The organism is Streptomyces sp. SudanB182_2057 (assembly GCF_964272715.1).
Taxonomy (GTDB): domain Bacteria; phylum Actinomycetota; class Actinomycetes; order Streptomycetales; family Streptomycetaceae; genus Streptomyces; species Streptomyces rubradiris.
Genome location: NZ_OZ186799.1, coordinates 75,897 through 92,670, shown reverse-complemented (window position 1 = coordinate 92,670; position 16,774 = coordinate 75,897). Strand labels below are relative to the sequence as shown.

13 protein-coding genes are annotated in these 16,774 nt (G+C 65.7%); 7 read left to right on the top strand and 6 right to left on the bottom strand.

Annotated features, from left to right (window positions below; genetic code table 11):
- Window positions 1–33: 33 nt before the first annotated feature.
- On the bottom strand, window positions 34–303 hold the full coding sequence (locus tag ACSURM_RS38685) for a hypothetical protein (RefSeq protein WP_436961366.1): 270 nt from the start codon (window positions 301–303) through the stop codon (window positions 34–36).
- On the bottom strand, window positions 300–632 hold the full coding sequence (locus ACSURM_RS38680) for an ArsR/SmtB family transcription factor (RefSeq protein WP_436961365.1): 333 nt from the start codon (window positions 630–632) through the stop codon (window positions 300–302). Before ACSURM_RS38680 ends, ACSURM_RS38685 begins: the two co-directional genes overlap by 4 nt.
- Window positions 633–961: 329 nt before the next feature.
- Between ACSURM_RS38680 and ACSURM_RS38675 the strand changes: the two genes are divergently transcribed.
- Window positions 962–2,554 carry a tryptophan halogenase family protein gene (locus ACSURM_RS38675; protein WP_436961364.1) on the top strand — a complete coding sequence of 531 codons (1,593 nt, stop codon included), beginning with the start codon at window positions 962–964 and terminating at the stop codon, window positions 2,552–2,554.
- Window positions 2,555–2,791: 237 nt separating this feature from the next.
- On the opposite strand, the gene ACSURM_RS38670 is transcribed toward ACSURM_RS38675, so the two are convergent.
- Window positions 2,792–3,574 carry an AfsR/SARP family transcriptional regulator gene (locus ACSURM_RS38670; RefSeq protein ID WP_436961363.1) on the bottom strand — a complete coding sequence of 261 codons (783 nt, stop codon included), beginning with the start codon at window positions 3,572–3,574 and terminating at the stop codon, window positions 2,792–2,794.
- Window positions 3,575–3,692: 118 nt separating this feature from the next.
- A complete protein-coding gene (locus ACSURM_RS38665) occupies window positions 3,693–4,295 on the bottom strand; it encodes a response regulator transcription factor (protein ID WP_436961362.1) in 603 nt (200 codons plus the stop codon).
- Window positions 4,296–5,460: 1,165 nt separating this feature from the next.
- Here ACSURM_RS38665 and sbnB point away from each other — a divergent pair.
- The 4 genes from sbnB to ACSURM_RS38645 all read left to right on the top strand — a co-directional run bounded on the left by sbnB (window position 5,461) and on the right by ACSURM_RS38645 (window position 8,763).
- Window positions 5,461–6,459: a 2,3-diaminopropionate biosynthesis protein SbnB gene (gene sbnB / locus ACSURM_RS38660; RefSeq protein WP_436961361.1), complete on the top strand. Its 999-nt coding sequence runs from the start codon at window positions 5,461–5,463 to the stop codon at window positions 6,457–6,459.
- Window positions 6,460–6,647: 188 nt separating this feature from the next.
- Window positions 6,648–7,757, top strand: a complete 1,110-nt coding sequence (locus ACSURM_RS38655; protein WP_436961360.1) for a hypothetical protein — start codon at window positions 6,648–6,650, stop codon at window positions 7,755–7,757.
- A gap of 440 nt (window positions 7,758–8,197) precedes the next feature.
- Complete coding sequence (locus ACSURM_RS38650) at window positions 8,198–8,386, top strand: hypothetical protein (protein WP_436961359.1); 189 nt, start codon at window positions 8,198–8,200, stop codon at window positions 8,384–8,386.
- A complete protein-coding gene (locus ACSURM_RS38645; RefSeq protein ID WP_436961358.1) occupies window positions 8,374–8,763 on the top strand; it encodes a hypothetical protein in 390 nt (129 codons plus the stop codon). Before ACSURM_RS38650 ends, ACSURM_RS38645 begins: the two co-directional genes overlap by 13 nt.
- Before the next feature lie 1,587 nt (window positions 8,764–10,350).
- Here the strand turns inward: ACSURM_RS38645 and ACSURM_RS38640 are convergent.
- Together ACSURM_RS38640 and ACSURM_RS38635 are read right to left on the bottom strand one after the other, a co-directional pair.
- Window positions 10,351–13,605 carry an RHS repeat-associated core domain-containing protein gene (locus ACSURM_RS38640; protein WP_436961357.1) on the bottom strand — a complete coding sequence of 1,085 codons (3,255 nt, stop codon included), beginning with the start codon at window positions 13,603–13,605 and terminating at the stop codon, window positions 10,351–10,353.
- 160 nt (window positions 13,606–13,765) lie between these two features.
- Complete coding sequence (locus tag ACSURM_RS38635; protein ID WP_436961356.1) at window positions 13,766–14,296, bottom strand: hypothetical protein; 531 nt, start codon at window positions 14,294–14,296, stop codon at window positions 13,766–13,768.
- 974 nt (window positions 14,297–15,270) lie between these two features.
- On the opposite strand from ACSURM_RS38635, the gene ACSURM_RS38630 reads away from it, so the two are divergent.
- Together ACSURM_RS38630 and ACSURM_RS38625 are read left to right on the top strand one after the other, a co-directional pair.
- On the top strand, window positions 15,271–15,606 hold the full coding sequence (locus ACSURM_RS38630; RefSeq protein ID WP_436961355.1) for a hypothetical protein: 336 nt from the start codon (window positions 15,271–15,273) through the stop codon (window positions 15,604–15,606).
- A gap of 177 nt (window positions 15,607–15,783) precedes the next feature.
- Window positions 15,784–16,761, top strand: coding sequence for an IS630 family transposase (locus tag ACSURM_RS38625; RefSeq protein ID WP_436961354.1), 978 nt, complete (start codon window positions 15,784–15,786; stop codon window positions 16,759–16,761).
- Window positions 16,762–16,774 lie beyond the last annotated feature (13 nt).

Genomic DNA, 16,774 nt, shown 5'->3' with positions numbered 1-16,774 from the left:
CGAGTTGCCGCTCGGCGGCCCGGAACCGGTGCCCTACTCGACTTCCGAGAGGACACGCTCGAGGGATTCCAGCCGCCCCCGCATCTCCGTCAACTGGCCGTTGATCTCCGCCAGCTGGCGCTCCATCCCTTCCTGCACGAGGACTGCCCGATCGGCGATCGTCCGGTATTCCTTCTCCCGGGCCAACTGGGCCTTGGCTCGCCATGTCGCGGCAAGCTGCCAGATCCCCACCGCGATGACGACGGTGATCAGGGCGAAGACACCAATGGTCCCGATGATCTCCTGCCAGTCGCTCGAGCTCATGCGTTCGTTCCCTTCGCTGGTGTGCTGAGAGTGGGGGCCGCTTCCGCGATCGACTCCGGTGTCAGATGAAGCGCGAACGGCACTACTTGGTAGAACTTCATCGCCTTGCCGTCCTGCGAGAGTTCGAGCGACGCCGAGACCAGGCCGGCCGATTCGAGTTTGCGCAGGTGGACTTGGAGGAGGGCCCTGCTGATGCCCAGCTCGCGGGCCAGCTCGCTCACGTAGTGACGTTCGCCTGTCAGGGCCGCCATCACCCGCAGCCGGTGCGGGTTGGCCAGTGTGGACAACACCAGCAGCAACCGGTCACCGGACCACTCGGCGATTGTCATGTGCCCTCCTTCCTTCGCACGTGCCAAAGAAAGTTAGCATGTGCCGGTTCCCTTGTCATCCCTGCCTGTCTCACGCCGTTCACCTGTGGAGATGCCGGAGACCGGCGGCGCAGGCCGGACGCCGGGATGCGCGCCAGACAGCCGGGGAGCTCACCTCGCGCCCGCAGCCGCCCGCGGAAGCCGTCGCGGACCGCCGGACCCGCGCCTGCCTGGGTCCGGCTCCGCATCAGACCGCACAGTGATCCGGATAGCCGGAATATAGCCCTCATATCGGCGCATCAGAAAAATCTCCATCACGGAGCCCATTAGTGGAGAGAGGCTGAAACCCTGTGCAGGAACATCAGATCAAGAAAGTCGTCGTACTCGGCGGAGGAACGGCCGGCTGGATGACCGCCGCCTATCTCGGAAAAGCCCTGGGCAGGCATGCCACCATTACCGTCCTGGAATCTCCGAGCATCCCAAGAATCGGCGTGGGCGAGGCCACGGTCCCCAACCTGCACAGGACGTTCTTCGACTTCCTCGGCCTGTCCGAGGACGAATGGATGCGCGAGTGCAACGCCAGCTACAAAATGGCCATCAGATTCGTCAACTGGCGCACCCCGGGAAACGGTGAGGCAGCCCCTCGCCCCTTCCGCTCCGGAAAGGACCACTACTATCACCTCTTCGGCCTGCTGCCGACCCACGAGAACCTCCCCGTCTCCCACTACTGGGCGGAGCAGCGGCTCCAGGGCCGGACGGACGAGCCCTTCGACTACGCGTGCTACCGCGAGCCGCCCGTCCTCGACGCGAAACTCGCCCCCCGCTACGCCGACGGCACCCGCTGGACCAACTACGCCTGGCACTTCGACGCACAACTCGTCGCCGACTTCCTGCGCCGCTTCGCCACGCAGAAGCAGGGAGCCATACGCATCGAAGGAGAGATGACCGACGCCGACGTCGATCAGCGCGGACACATCACCGCGCTGCGCACGAAGGACGGCCGTGTCATCGAAGGCGACCTGTTCGTGGACTGCTCGGGCTTCCGGGGCCTGCTCATCAACAAGGTGATGCGCGAGCCGTTCCTGGACATGGGCGACCACCTGCTCAACGACAGTGCCGTGGCGACCGCCGTCCCGCACGACGACGCCGCGCACGGCGTCGAGCCGTACACCTCGTCCATCGCGATGAGCTCCGGCTGGACCTGGAAGATCCCCATGCTCGGCCGGTTCGGAACCGGCTATGTGTACTCCAGCAGGTTCGCCTCCCAGGACCGGGCCACCGAGGAGTTCTGCGCGTTGTGGGGGCTGAATCCGGAGGAACAGCCCCTCAACCACATCAGGTTCCGGGTGGGCAGGAACCGACGTGCCTGGGTCCGCAACTGCGTCAGCATCGGCCTGGCCTCCTGCTTCCTCGAACCGCTGGAGTCGACCGGCATCTACTTCATCACAGCCGCGCTCTACCAACTCGCCAAGCACTTCCCCGACAAGCGGTTCGATCCCGTCCTCAGCGAGTCCTTCAACCGCGAGATCGAGACGATGTTCGATGACTCACGGGACTTCCTGCAGGCGCACTACACCCTGGCGCCCCGGAAGGACACGCCCTACTGGCGGGCCTGCAAGGAACTCGAACTCGCCGACGACATCAAGCACAAGATCGCGGCCTATCGGGCCGGTCTGCCCATCAACGCACCGGTCACCGACGAGGCCACGTACTACGGGAACTTCGACGCCGAGTTCCGCAACTACTGGACCAACAGCAGCTACTACTGCATCTTCGCCGGGCTGGACGCCCTGCCCGATCATCCGCTGCCCTCGATGGCGTTCCGCCCCGAAGCGTCCGAGGGGGCCGAAAGGATCTTCGCGGAGATCAAAGAGAAGCAGGCCACGCTCCTCAGGGAACTTCCCACGACCTACGATCACCTGCGCGCCTTGCACGGCCGTTGACGGTCCAGGCCCCACCGTCGGGGCTCCCCGCCCCGGCGCCCGCGCAAGAGGCCGCGCCCCGACCGGCGGGGCTGCTCCCCGCCGCAGCCGGGCACCTGCGGCGCGTGCGGCAGCAGACGGTGCCCGAGCCGGTCCCGCCCGGTACGCCGACCATGGTGCGAAGCCGGCACAGGCCCCCGCTCTGCGTGCGGGTGCGGGTCCGGGACACCTCCGTCCCGGACCCGCACGGCGCCGCAATCAGCCGCTCCGGCCGGCCAGAAGACCGCTCGACGACGGAAGCGCACGGGGCAGGTCGTCCGTGAGGATCTCCTGGTACGCATTGCGCAGCGCGGGACCCGGATCGACGCCGAGCTGGTCACGCAGCAGCGAACGTCCTTCCCGGTACACAGCGAAGGCCTCGCCCTGCCGATCACTGCGGTAGAGCGCGATCATCAACTTGGCCCGAAAACTCTCGCGCAGCGGGTGGACGCTCACCAACTGGGAGAGCTCGCCAATCAGGGCCTGGTGGCGCCCGAGCAGCAGATCGGCGTCGATGCGTCTTTCCAGCACATCCGTCCGGGCCAGCTCGATTCTGGATCTCTCGTTGTCCACGAGTCTCTCCGTCACCGCTGTGAGGGTGGGACCGGTCCACAGATCGAGTGCGGCACGGAACTTCTCGGCGGCTCTGCCGGTGTGCCCCTCCTGCGCGGCAGTGTTTCCGGCTCTGGAAAACTCCTCGAATTTCTGCAGGTCGAAGTACGCGTCCCCTCTCTCCAGGCTGTAGCCCTGCCCGCGACGGACTATCCGGGACTCCTCACCGAGGTGACCTCTGAGCCGGGAGGCGTAGGTGTAGATCTGCGCCTGATACGTCGAAGGAGGGTTCTTCCCCCATAAGATCTCGCTCAGATCGACATCGGAGACGACCCATCCATCGGCAAGCAGCAACGCGGCGAGAATGGTCCGCTGCTTCGCACCTCCCAGCTGAATCTCAACGTTTCCGAACCAAGCTCCGACCGGGCCAAGGATGCGGAATTTCACCATGCCCGGGAAGCTACACACCCACCAAAATCGTGCTCAATCCTCACGACGTGCACGCAGAAGCAGCGATCCACTCCTCTCTCTGTATGGATGTGAACACCCGATACAGCGTACGTGAACATCAGGGATCGGCAGTCAACGTTTTTACCTGGTCAGACGTATAGAAACCTGACCGGAACGCCAGGGCGACGGCCTCGCCCCTGCTGCGCAGCCCGAGCTTCGTCAGTATGCGGGACACATACGCGCGTACGGTTGGAACCGCGATGGACATCTCCTTGGCGATCTCTTCGGTGGATTGGCCGGCGGCCAGCCGGTAGAGGGTCTCCTGCTCCCGCGGAAGCAGGGACCGCAGTATCTCTCCCACGCCTTGCTGTACCTGCCCGACTTCACCGAACCGGTCATCCATGTATCTGACCATTTGCTTAACGAGCGGCGGGGAGACAAAGACTCCGCCTGCCTCTGCGGCGCTTATGGCGGGCTCAAGTTCGGTGACCAGGCGATCCTTCAGTAAGTAGCCGACCGCACCGTTGCTGATCCCGCGCCACACCGTGGGGCCACCACTGCTGACAGCCACCAGAATGACCGCTGTACCGACTTCGCCGGACAGCCAGGAGACTATGGCGCCGTCGCTGTCCGACGCGATATCCTGGGACAGCACAACGACATCAGGGTCGGTTCGCCCGACGAGCGTCATCAGACCGTCTTTTTGCGCAATCTCCCCCACTAATTCACACGAGACGTTCTCACTTAGTATCCGGCGCAGTCTGCGACGACCGACCGGATCACTGTCTGCGATAAGTACTCGCATCGGATCTCCGAGTTGAGCGACATTAGGACGTCTGGACACGCCTCCCTTACCTCACCACATCACCACAAGGAGGCATCGGTAAGTAATCACCGTAGATACGGGTCACACCGGTTATAATCATCCAATTTCAGGAAGCGCTTTCCCGCCGTCCCCAGGGAAATCCTCGAACAGACCGTCGGCAGAGGCACGCAAATAAATCGCCAACCGCAAGAGAGCACAATGTTCCAGGCCTGGGCCGACGCAATCGCCGACAGCGCTCACGGTCGAGCGCCCAGCACCACCGGGAACTCCGATCGGCGCGAAACCCTTCGCAACACGCACCGACCAGAAACAAGTGTCATGAAAAAATAAAAGGCGAGCCATCCGCTCGCTGATTCAGACACACAGGAAAACCTTCAAACGCCCCGTTCTCACCCCGGGCACAGCTGTCGCTGTGAAGGAGAGGCAACTGCGCAGCCCTCGATCTGCCGGCTCCACCACCTCGGACGGTGGTCGCCGCGTGCAACGGATCCGGCAGCACGGCGATCTGACATTTCGACCGACCGTTGAGTTTCACCGAACGGCGAGAGGCCCCTGTGGAAGATGAAAGTCGCAGAGCCGGGAGGCTGCCACCCGGACGTTGTCCTAAAACCACCCTTACCCCCCCTGATTTCAGCCTGCACAAAACGTAGTCAACAGATGTGCGGGTGTCAACCACGACCGATCGCTCATGTCGGGTTCGCGACAAACCTTATGTTATCTTGGCATATTTTTTACCCGATTCGGTTTGTCGTGTGACGCACCACTTGGGCGACACCGCAGAGCCTCTGCGGTCGAACTCCTCTCTGTCGGATCAGGAACGGCCGGACCTCCCGCTCGGCCCGCACGGAGCCGAATAGACGCCTGATAGGTATCCCGGCCACCCTTGGTGTGCGCGGACGAAGTACGTATCCAGCCATCCACGACTTCGTGTTCCCACCGATCGCCGAAGAACCGCACCTCAGGGAAGCGGGCGGTAATGAGACCGAACCCGTGCACCACCAGGTCGAAGCGCTTCCCGACAACCGCTCCGACGAGCGTCTAGAAGGGACTGAATCCAGTCATGCTCATCCTGCGGCATTCCGACGTGGCACAGATCCTCGAAGGTCGAGAACTCGACAACATCAAGGCCGTCGCCGACGCCTACCGCATTCATGCCCAGGGCGACACCGCCGTCCCGCACTCCACTTTCCTGCGCTTTCCCGGACAGCCACGAGACCGCATCATCGGTCTGCCGGCCTACCGGGGCGGGCCGAAGCCGGCCGCGGGGATGAAGTGGATCGCGTCGTTCCCTGCCAACATCGAGCGGGGAATCGAGCGGGCCAGCGCGGCAATCATCCTCAACTCCCTGGAGACCGGGCGCCCCGAGGCTCTGATCGAGGGCTCCCTGATCTCAGCCAAGCGCACCGCCGCCAGTGCCGCGCTCGCCGCCGAGTTACTCACGCGCGGTCGCCGCCCGGACGGGCTCGCGCTGATCGGCTGCGGTGTGATCAACCTGGAGATTCTTCGCCACGTCCGGGCAGCGCTACCGGGCCTCAAGACGGTCTCCCTGTACGACAGTTCGGCCGACCGGGCCGCCGAGTTCGGCGCACGGGCCAGGACGCTGCTGCCCGCGGCAGAGGTGGTCGCGCTCGACAGCGCGGACCAAGCTCTCGCCGCCCATGGCCTGGTCTCCATCGCCACGTCCGCCATCGAGCCGCACCTCGACCTCAAGGCAGCGGTACCGGGCACGGTCGTCCTGCACATCTCGCTGCGCGATCTGCTTCCCGAGTCGCTCCTCGACGCCCACAACATCGTCGACGACGTCGATCACGCGCTGCGTGAACGGACCTCGCTCGACCTCGCCGCACAAGCCGTCGGCCACCGCGGGTTCATCGACCCGACGATCGGCCGGCTGCTGCTGGACGAGGGCAAGGCCGAGGCTTTCACCCCTGAGCCCGGCCGTACGGTCGTCTACGCCCCCTTCGGCCTCGGTGTCCTGGACATCGCCCTGGCAGACGCCGTCCTCACCGCTGCCCGGACACAGGGACTCGGCGTGCGCGTGGAGGACTTCCTGCTGTGAGCACGGCGGCGCGGTCGCCGTCGCCGAAGCCCACCGCCGTACGAGCCGCGGCCCCTCTCGCCTCGGTTGCCTCGCTCTTGACGTGCCCGTGTCCGAGGACGGCGGGCGGTATATCGACGGCGTAGGCCCCTGATAGAGCCAGCCCCAGGATCGATATCGACCCCCTCGAAAACGACAACGGGAGCACAATGACCAAGAGGATCTCCTCCGGCCACCGCGTCGCCGCGGTCCTTGCCACGGCTGCGGCCGCAGCCGTCGGCACCGGTCTGGTCGCGTCGCCTGCGAGTGCCGCGACCAGCTGGGAGTCGTTGACCGTGCCCGTCGCCACACAGCAGAAGACCTCGGTGCTTCCCGTCGACAGCCAGAACCTGTTCGCACGGACCGAAGGCATCTGCTTCGATGAGTGCACGCCCACGGTGCGGCTGTGGCAGAAGACCGGCACCACGTACAAGCAGCTGACCCCGCCCGCCGAGGCCGCGCCCGACATCATGGCCGGCACCGCCATCGACGACCTGTGGGTCTTCGGTACCAGGTGGGCGTCGACCGGCAGCGACCGGATTCACCACTACAACGGCAGCACTTGGTCGGCGAACCTCAGCCCCAACCCCAAGAGTAATGCGATAGCCGACGCCGAGGCCGTGACCAGGAACAGCGTGTGGACCGCGGGCAGCGTCAGCATCGACGGCGCCCCGGAAGCGTACTATCCCGCCGTCAACCACTGGGACGGTCAGAGCTGGAAGACCACCAAGTTCGACTTCGGGGGCGGTTTCGAGGCGATTGACGTACGGTCCGAGAACGACATCTGGGCCGTCGGGTACCGCGACAGGAACGTCACCAACACCGAGCGCGACTACCAGCCGCTCGCCATGCACTACGACGGCATCAGTTGGCGTCAGGTCCCCGTGCCCGAAACCCCGGAAAGCATGTACGTCCTGTACGAGGTAATCAGCGACGGCCCTGACGACGTGTGGGTTTCCTCCGGTACGCGGGTGAGCCACTGGAACGGAAGCTCCTGGACGCGCCACGACGTCTCCGGCGAGTCCGGCACCGCGGTGTCGTTCGGCTCCCACGGCGGTCAGATCTACGCCGGTGTCGACAGCTTCGGCACCTATCCGAAGCTGCTCCGCTGGAACGGCACGGCATGGGAGCAGGACACCAGGCTCACCAAGGGCACCGACGTCAGCCAACTGGCCGACGACGGTGACGGCTCGCTGTACGCGGTCTCCAGCACGGGTGACGGCGTCTTCTCCACCTTTACTCCCTACCTGTCCCGGCTCGCACCACCGACCGTTGGCTGATCCGCGTCGCACCAGGACTGAATGTTTCGTTTGCGGTGAGGCGGACGAGTCGATCGCAGCAGCACAGGGCGGTGGCGCGAATCCACTCTTGGGCTGCGGATCTCGTACTCAATGATTCAGGTAGGCAGGGTGTCCGGAGTGCGTGCTGATCTTGTTCCTCACAACTTGTGGGAGCGGATGGCTACGCTCTGCCGCCCGCTCCCGAGCGGCGCCTCCATCTTGCGGAGTCTCCGGGAGCGCCCCCGACCGCGAGCCTCGGCGACTCCGGGCAGGGTGGGCGAGTTGCAGGCTCCCCTTCCCCTGCCTGCGCCGTTTGAAGACGTCAGAATCACCTCCACGCAGCACAACCCTTCTGGTCACCCAGCGCCCGCCGGTGGATAGACGGAGGCGACCTCCGCCCGGGGCAAACGCTGCGGACCAGCAGTGGCGCGACCGTCACCGTGCTGCGCGGCCGCCGCTTCCGCCAGCTCCTCTCCGCCTACAACCTCCACACCTACTATGTGCTGGCCGGAGCGACACCGGTCCTGGTGCACAACACCAACGGGTGCCCGACGGGGACCATGGTGCTCGGAATCGGCGAGCACTGGGAAGCACTGGCCAAGGAGATCGAGGGGCTATGGATGAGCTGACCTCCGAGTCCACCGGCGCCGAGATGTTCCGATCGGACAGGTACTTCAGGGTCTGGCAGTACTCCGTCGGTCACCGCAGGCTGCTCCTGCGCAGTAGCCGGGACATGCCGCCGGAGACCCGGATCGACATCCACTTCGCCAACGTCGACCTCATGCTCCTCCGTCCCCATTACGACGGTCTGGTCATCCGCCGGGCCGACGACGGGGAATGCGAGAAGGCCGGCCTGGACTACGGGGTGGAGGTCAAGCCCGGGCGTCTGTTCGTGCTGGGCGACGGCCTGCGGAGCTTCGTCGTATCGGCACCTCCGCAGTGGCACGAGGACGAGGGCGCGATGGACGATCCGTCATGGTTCGGCCATATGCGGGGAACGCGCTGAGACCGTCCGGGACGCCCGTCCATGAAGAGGCGTCCGAGCGGACCCCGGAAGAACGGGGCCCGAGGAATTGACCCATCGGGACCACGGCCGTCAAAGGGCCGCCGCACCACCCACGTGGTGCGGCGGCCCCGCGCGTCCCACACCCCACACGGCCGGGGCCGGCGTGACGCACTCACCCCGCGGCCCGGCGGCTGTCTATGCCCTGAGAACTGACTTCGTATCAGGTCCGGCGTTTGGTCAAGGTCGGAGGTCAGTAGGTTCGTCTGGTCGAGGTCGGGGCCGAGCCGTGGGGGCGTGCATGGGTGACAGCCAGGTGACGATCAAGCTCACGAGCGACGAGGCACGAACGCTCGACAAGGCGCTTCCCGAATTGTTCGCGCCTGACTACGACCAGCTGCTTGAGGCCGCTCGTCAAGGCTGCGGCCGGAGGGCTGATCGAACGGTCTCGACTCTTCGCCGGGACGGCGCCTCAGTATGAGCCGGGCGGCAGGGCGTTCCGCGTGTGACTGTGCGGGACGCCCTGCGTGTTGAGCCAGTCTCCTCAGATCCTCGAAGGGATCCTCGCTTTCACCGGAACGGAGCGCATCACCGGCGGCGAGCTCGGGTTACACCAATACCGGCACCGACCAGGGGGAGAACAGGAAGCGGTGCCAACCATGCTTGCCTGACCGATGAGCCAGACACGGTCATCACGATGCCGATCAGCAGGTAGACAGCGAGGAACGCTGCAATCAACAGGAAAGCCAGGATTCGACGCTTTTACTCGTGAGATAGCCTGCGGCGAAGCATCCTGCTGTCGACATGAACCCGCCCTCTGGTCCGGTGGCCGCTTCACAGACGGCACCTACCACGTACCCTGCAGCGAGGCTGGCAGACGAGCGGGCAGTTGCTGTTGACGTTGCCTGAGAACAGGTCCTGTCCAATGCTCCAGAATTCCTTGGCGTTCTCGGCCCATCCGACGAACTCGTCGAGGTCGCCCAGGGAAAGTTACCTGTCGGATCCGACCGGTCGATTGGGTCGCCCTTGGCGTACAGGTAGGCGTTCTCCTCCTGGCCACTGGTCGATCTCCTCGATCAGCTGCCCGAGCATGGTGGCCAGCCGCGCCATGCCGGGTCGGCTCCGTCGTCCAGGAGGCCGCGCTCGGTGTCGGCCGGCTCGGGTGGGCGTGGGACCGCGCGAGATGACTCCGGGTCGCCGGCCCGGCGCCGCGGCCGCGCGCCGCGACGCCCGCGCCCTGTCACGGATACGGCACTCCACCGCGACGTTGATGCCACAGTAATGAGCGAGAAGCAGGGCCGGTCTCAGATCTGACCCTGCTTCTCAGCTCGCTTTATGGCTGGCTTCGTCGTGCTGTGCGTAACCAGTAGGTGGCAGCTCCCCATACCGCGAGGAGTAGCACGAGCAGTCCCCAACCGCCAGCGTTCCCGTTGACGATGAGAATGACGCCCAGTAGCACGCCGATCATTGTGAAGATCGTGCCGATTTGCCACCATCGTCTGATGCCGGCCTTCTGTTCACTGGTCCAACCAAGAGGCACAGTTGCTCCTATCTGGCGTCAGGACACTGCTTTTCGTGTACCCGGCTGTCTTAACCCGATACGAGGTTCGAAGCAGCCTGACTCGCTCCCCACGCGCCGGCGAAGCACACTGCTTGTCCTCCGATAGCTGAGGCGCCACCAGTTACTGGCGCCCCACCGAGCATGACCGACTCGCACAAGGACCCGACTGCTGCGCCTGCTACGAATCCAGCTACGTCCCCCCACAGACCCTGGGTGTCTCCCTGGAAGAGGTGGGCACCTGCTTGAATCACATCTCCTGCTGTGCCAAGCACGTCCCAGGCAGACAGCCCCGTGGGGTCTGTGCCATTCACGGGATCGCCCGCCGCATAGAGGTAGGGGTTCTGTTCTTGGCCGCTGGGGTCGGGCTGGATGAAGCGGCCGAGGTTGGGGTCGTAGTAGCGGGCGCCCATCTTGTACACGCCCGTCGGGTCGAGGTAGGCGCTGGTGTAGCGGAAGGGCTGCTGGGTGCCGGAGTTGGTGCGCGGCTCGCCGTAGGGGCCGTAGGTGTACGTCGCGGTGCGCTTGCCCGAGGTGTCGACCAGGCCGATGACCGAGTTCTGGACGTCGGTGAGGTAGTACTGGCTGCCGCCCCCGCTCCTCATGGCCACCAGGGTGCCCGAGGGTTCGCGGACGAAACCGGTCGCGGTGCCGGAGGCAGTCTGTCCGGTGATGCCGACGGCGGCGTTGGTGAAGGTGGTGCTGTCACGGGTGAGGCGCTGGGTGTTGTCGATGCCGGCGTAGGTGTGGCTGTTGGTCGTGCCGGACTGGGTGTAGGCGGCGAGCTGGGTGTACGGGGTCCAGTTCTCGTCGGTGCGGGTGCCGGTGGGGCTGGCGGCGCTGGTTTCGTTGCCGGCGCCGTCGTAGGTGAAGCCGGTCGCCGTGTCGTAGGCGGTGAGTTCTCCGGCGTCGTTGTAGGTGGAGGTGTGCTGGGGCTTGTCACAGGCGGGGAGGCTGGTGCCCGAGGAGCGGCCGGTGCGGTTGCCGGCCTTGTCGTAGCAGTAGGCCCAGCCGGCCGTGGTGGAGCCGGACTTGGTTTCGACGGCCTTGGTGAGGCGGCCGAGGGTGTCGTAGGTGTAGGTGGTGGTGGCGCCGTCGGTGGTGCGCTGACGGATCTTGTCCGTGTCCTTGCCCGACAGCGAGTAGTCGTAGGAGATCGACGACAGCGTGGTCGAGCCGCCGGACTTCACTTCGACCTTGGTGGGGCGGCCGGAGTCGTCCGGGGCGACGGTCTGGGTGGTACCGCCGGGGAAGGTCGTCTTGGTCCGCTTGCCGTTCTTGTCGTACTCGAACGTCGTCTTGGCGCCGCCGGGTTCGGTGACGGAGGTGAGTTCGTTCGCGTCGTCGTAGCCGTAGGTGACGGTTCCCGCGGCGTCGGTGGCGCTGCCGACGTTGCCGGAGGGGTCGTAGGTGATCCGCGTGGTGCCGGTGCCGGGCAGAGTGCGGGTGCGTTCGCGGTTCTGCTCGTCGTAGGTGAACGTCGACGTGCCCGCGGGGGTGGTGCGGGATGTGAGGTTGCCGTCGGCGTCGTAGGTGAAGGTCGCGGTGGCGTTGCCGGCGGTCTGGGTCTTGACGCGGTCGCGGGTGTCGTAGGTGTAGGTGGTGGTGATGCCACGGCCGTCGGTGACGGTCTTCTGCCGCCCGAGGTCGTCGTAGGTGTAGGTGAGGGGCTTGAGCGGGCTGGGCGGGGTGACCTTGGTCAGGTTGCCCTGGGAGTCGTAGGTGTAGCTGGTCTTCTTCTCCCGCGGGTCGGTGGCGGTGCAGCGCTGGCCGGGCAGGCCGCCGCAGTCCATCGTGCCCGTCTTGGGGTTGTAGGTGTAGCTCCACTTCGCGGCGGTACCGCCGGAGGTGGAGTCGGTGGAGGTGAGCAGGTTGCCGGAGTCGTCGTAGCCGTTGCTGGTCTCCTGCGCGGAGGCGGAGGAGAGCGTCTGGGGGAAGTAGCCGCTGCCCTTCTTCACCCACGTGGCGGTCGCCTGTGCGCCGGTGGGGATGGTGACGCTCTTGGGGTTGAAGGCGGAGTCGTACTCGAACTTGGTGGCGTTGCCTTCTTCCGGGGTGGTGCCCATGGCATCGGTGGCGGTGACGACGTCGTTGTCCGGCCCCCACGACTTCGAACGGGTGTGGCCGAGGGGGTCCTCGGTCTTTTTGGTGCGCCAGTAGCCGTCGACGGTCTTGAAGGTGTTCTTGCCGCGCGGGTCGGTGATGCGGACGGTGCCTTCGGTGGTGGTCTGGTCCTGGCCCAGCAGCCAGCGGAAGGCGGTGGTGTTGCCAGCACCGGTGGCGTTGTCCACCACGCGGGTCATGGAGGCGACCTTGGTGCTGTCCCAGGTGAAGGTGGTCTGCCGCCCCTCCGGGGTGGTGATCTTCGTCAGCCGGCTGGAAGTGTCGTAGGCGAAGACGGTGGTCTTGTTGTCGGTGTCGGTGAACGCCCTGATCAGGTCGCCGGTGTAGGTGTAGCTGACCGAACGGCCAGTGTGGTCGGTGACCTTGGTGATGTGGCTGCCGTCATTGGTGAACGTCAGGTACCGGCCCGACGCGGCGGTGATCTTGGCGGGGAAGTCGCCGGAGTAGGTGATGGTGGTGGCGTTGCCGTTCTTGTCCTCCACCTTCGACACTCGGGCGTCGCCGGTGGTGCCGGAGCGGGTGAACGTGGTTTTCTCACCGGTGCGGCGGCTGGTGAGGGTGAAGGACTTCTTGTCGTCGGCCTCGCTCAGGTCCTGCTTGTAGCCCTTGGCCGGGGTGAACCCTGATCCGTCGCGGGTGAAGACGGCCATGGTGCCGGTCGGGCCCTCCACGACGACCGCGTCCGGTTCGGCCTCGACAACGCGGTAGTCGGCGCCGGTCGTGGTGTTCCAGCCCATCTGGTTCAGGCTGTTGAAGGTGTTGCCCCACGACAAGCCGGGGCCGGCGTCGGCGATGTCGAATCCCTTGACGGTGACCAACAGGTTGCCGTTGCCGTAGTTGACCTGAGCGCTGACGCTGTCGGACATCTGTGCGGTGTAGAACTCCGACCACGGCACCTGCCCCACCCCGATGGGCACGACACCGGTGCCGGCTGCGGCCGCCTTGAGTAACGGGCCGCGCTTGTCGGCCTCTTTCACCGGCGTGCTGGTCGGCGGTTTGGTCACCCCTAACGGTGTCCGGGTGACCTTGGTGACGCCGGAGACCAGGGACTGGGTGTGCGGCTGGGCGGCGGCCGGAAGGGTCGCCGTGATCGTCGCGGTCGCGGTCGCGGCCGCCACGATCGACAGTGGCAGCCATCGTCTACGCCGGGCTAACGCGGGCATGCGAACATGCACGAGGATCTCTCCAATGCTTGAGACAGCGGATGGACGCAGGTCCGATCAGGGGTGGCACCCGGGCAAGGGGTGCCACCCCGCCCTGCGTCGGGGAATCAGCCGGACACGGCGGCGTGCGCTCGCCGCACCGGCGGCGGTGCGAGACGGGTCAGGCGCAGCGCTTGTCGGTGCGGGCCTCGTGCGCGGTCTCCCCAGGGATGTTGACCAGGCCGTAGCCGGAGGAGCACTCGCTCACGGTGTTGGCCGGGTTGCCCCAGAACTCCTGGCCGTGGGTGTCGATCACGTTCCGGGTGCCCACCAGCGACTCACGGTCGTAGGACCACACCCCGACCGTCAGATCGAAGTTGATGTTCTGTGCCAGGAAGCTGTTCCACACCCAGACGTAGCCGTAGTTCTCCTTGCAGCCGGGCGAGTAGAACTGCTTCACCGAAGCGATCTTGTCCGTGCCCCGGAAGATGTAGGAGGTCGTGCCGATCTGGTAGGCGTCCGAGCACACCCCGGCCGCCTGTGCCACCGCGCTGGAGGGGTTGCCCGCCTCCGTACCCGCCGTACCGGCAGGAGTGGCAGAAGTGTCCGACGCCGGAGCAGGGCCCGTACCCGCCGCGGCAACACCCGCCCCCAGCAACGACAAAGCGGCCCCCGCCACCGTCGCCGCCATCGTCATACGCGCACGTCTCACGTGCATCCCCCTCTGCAACAGCGCAACCCCCAGGGCCCCGACACGAGCACCCCAGAGGGCTCACGCGGAACGAAGGCGCATCGATCGATGCGCCTTCACATCCTCACCACGCAACCCACGGCACCGGCACCCATCCAGGAAGAAAACACACAGCGCAATCGCCGACACCTACAGTGATCACTCGATTTTCAGGCATACGAACCTTTACATAAGGGCGCAGAAAAGCACTACTCCCTTCGAATCAGAGAGCATTACGCCGAGACTGCTTGCATTTCAAAACCATGCGCCTTTTATGTGACAACTCCGACATGCATACTCAAGGAGGCTGCGGGCATCAGAAGTGGTTCGCTTCACGCTGTCTGGCATGGAGAAGTCAGGACTCGCCGACCAGCACCGAAACTTGTCCCATACGCCGACGACCTGAACAAACTGCTCCGCTGCGGCTCACCGACCCCGGTCTCCTTGCCCGCGCCGATGCTGACCGTGACCGGTAGTGTCGCGATCTTCGGGCGGCGAAGCCCCCGGAGTCCCCCTGGGGCTGGCCAACGACCATGAACAGCGACCACACTTCTGCACGGCTCCGGCTTGACAGAGCACTGGACTGCCTGGCCTCCACGTTCCGCGGAATGACCGCCCGCGAAGACGAAACGCAGTGTGACTGCCACTGGGGCAGCGAGGAAGAGCTCAAGCTACTGAAGGTTCCGGACGCGGAACTCGGCCCGGACCTTCTGTACCGCACCTGGAGTGCCCCCGACTGGAGTGACCACGGCGCGGTGCTGCGCCGCATCCTTCCCGAACTCTCCAGAGCTCTGGTCAGCGGCGCCGTGGAGCCGCTCTCCGGGATGGAGGAGGTCGGACGCTCATTCGCTCGGGGCAGCTGGCAGCGATGGCCCGCGCTCCAGAGTGCGGCGGTATGGGAGTTTTTGCATGCCTGGTGGGCTCACACTCTGAGTGATCCATCTCCCGCTGTCCCCGTGCACGACGTTCTCGCGCTGTGTGCCGAGGCATCCACCACGCTCAGCCCGTGGCTCGGCGTCTGGGAGACAGCCGACCATCGCGTTGCCAACCAGCACCTGGCCACAGCGGCAGCCCACTGGGAGTACGACCTTCTCGGTGACGAACTCCCCTGGAGAACAATGGGAAACGCGGACGCCCTGGTCAGCGAGCTTGCGTCCTGGCTCGTCCGCCACGCCCCGCCGCGGCTGCTGGCTCAGGACGCGTCCGACAGCCTGCTGCACCGCATCCGGCTGATAGGACTCACCGGCCCCGCTCGCTGGACGGACCCGCACTGGCCCAACCACCGTTACTAGTGCTCTGACCCCATAGGTTGGCCGGGTTGATGGTCGTGGCGGTTGGATGTGCGGTGACGTCCGATCCGACCGCTGGGGGTGTGGTGACTGAGCCTGTCCGGGTGCGCAGGATGACCGACCAAGAAGGGCAGAAGCTCCAGCAGACTGCTGGCCTCGGCTGGCGGGAACCGGGTGCCGGTGATCGCGAAGCTGGTGCAGGCCGACGAAGACACAGTCCGGGACGTCATCCATCGGTTCAACGAGATCGGCCTGGCCTGTTTGGACCCTCGGTGGGCGGGAGGCCGTCCCCGCCTTCTCAGTACTGACGACGAGGACTTCGTCGTCCAGACGGCCATCACCCGCCCGACCAAGCTGGGCCAGCCCTTCACCCGCTGGTCCATCCGCAAACTCGCCGCCTACCTGTGCCGCGTGCACGGTCGCGTCATCCGGATCAGCCGCGAGGCGTTACGGTGCCTACTCACCCGCCGCGGAATCACCTTCCAGCGCACCAAGACATGGAAGGAGTCACCTGACCCGGAGCGTGACGCCAAGCTCGACCGCATCGAACACGTACTGGAGCGATCCCGGATCGCGTGTTCGCGTTCGACGAGTTCGGGCCGCTTGGCATCCGGCCCACCGCCGGCTCGTGCTGGGCTCCTGCCGGTCACTCCGAACGGCATCCTGCGACCTACCACCGCACCCACGGGGTTGCGGTACTTCTACGGCTGCTACTCGCTCGACGACGACAGGTTGTGGGGCGTCGCCCGCAGGAAGAAGGGTGCCACGAACACACTCGCCGCGCTGAAGTCGATCCGCACGGCCCGCCCGGACGGCGCCCCGATCTACGCCATCCTGGACAACCTCTTCGCCCACAAAGGCGAGACCATCTGGCTCTGGTCGAGGAAGAACCGCGTCGAGCTTTGCTTCACCCCGACCTACGCCTCCTGGGCCAACCGGGTTGAGGCGCACTTGGGAGCTTTGCGGCAGTTCACTCTGGCCAATTCAGATCATCGCAGCCACCCCGCGCAGACCCGGGCCCTGTACGCATATCTGCGCTGGCGCAACGCCAACGCCCGCCACTCCGACGTGCTCGCCGCACGGCGCAAGGAGCGCGCCCGCATCCGCAGCGAGAAGGGCATTCGCTGGGGCGGACGCCCCCTCACTGCGACAGCCTGACGGGCTACCGCGA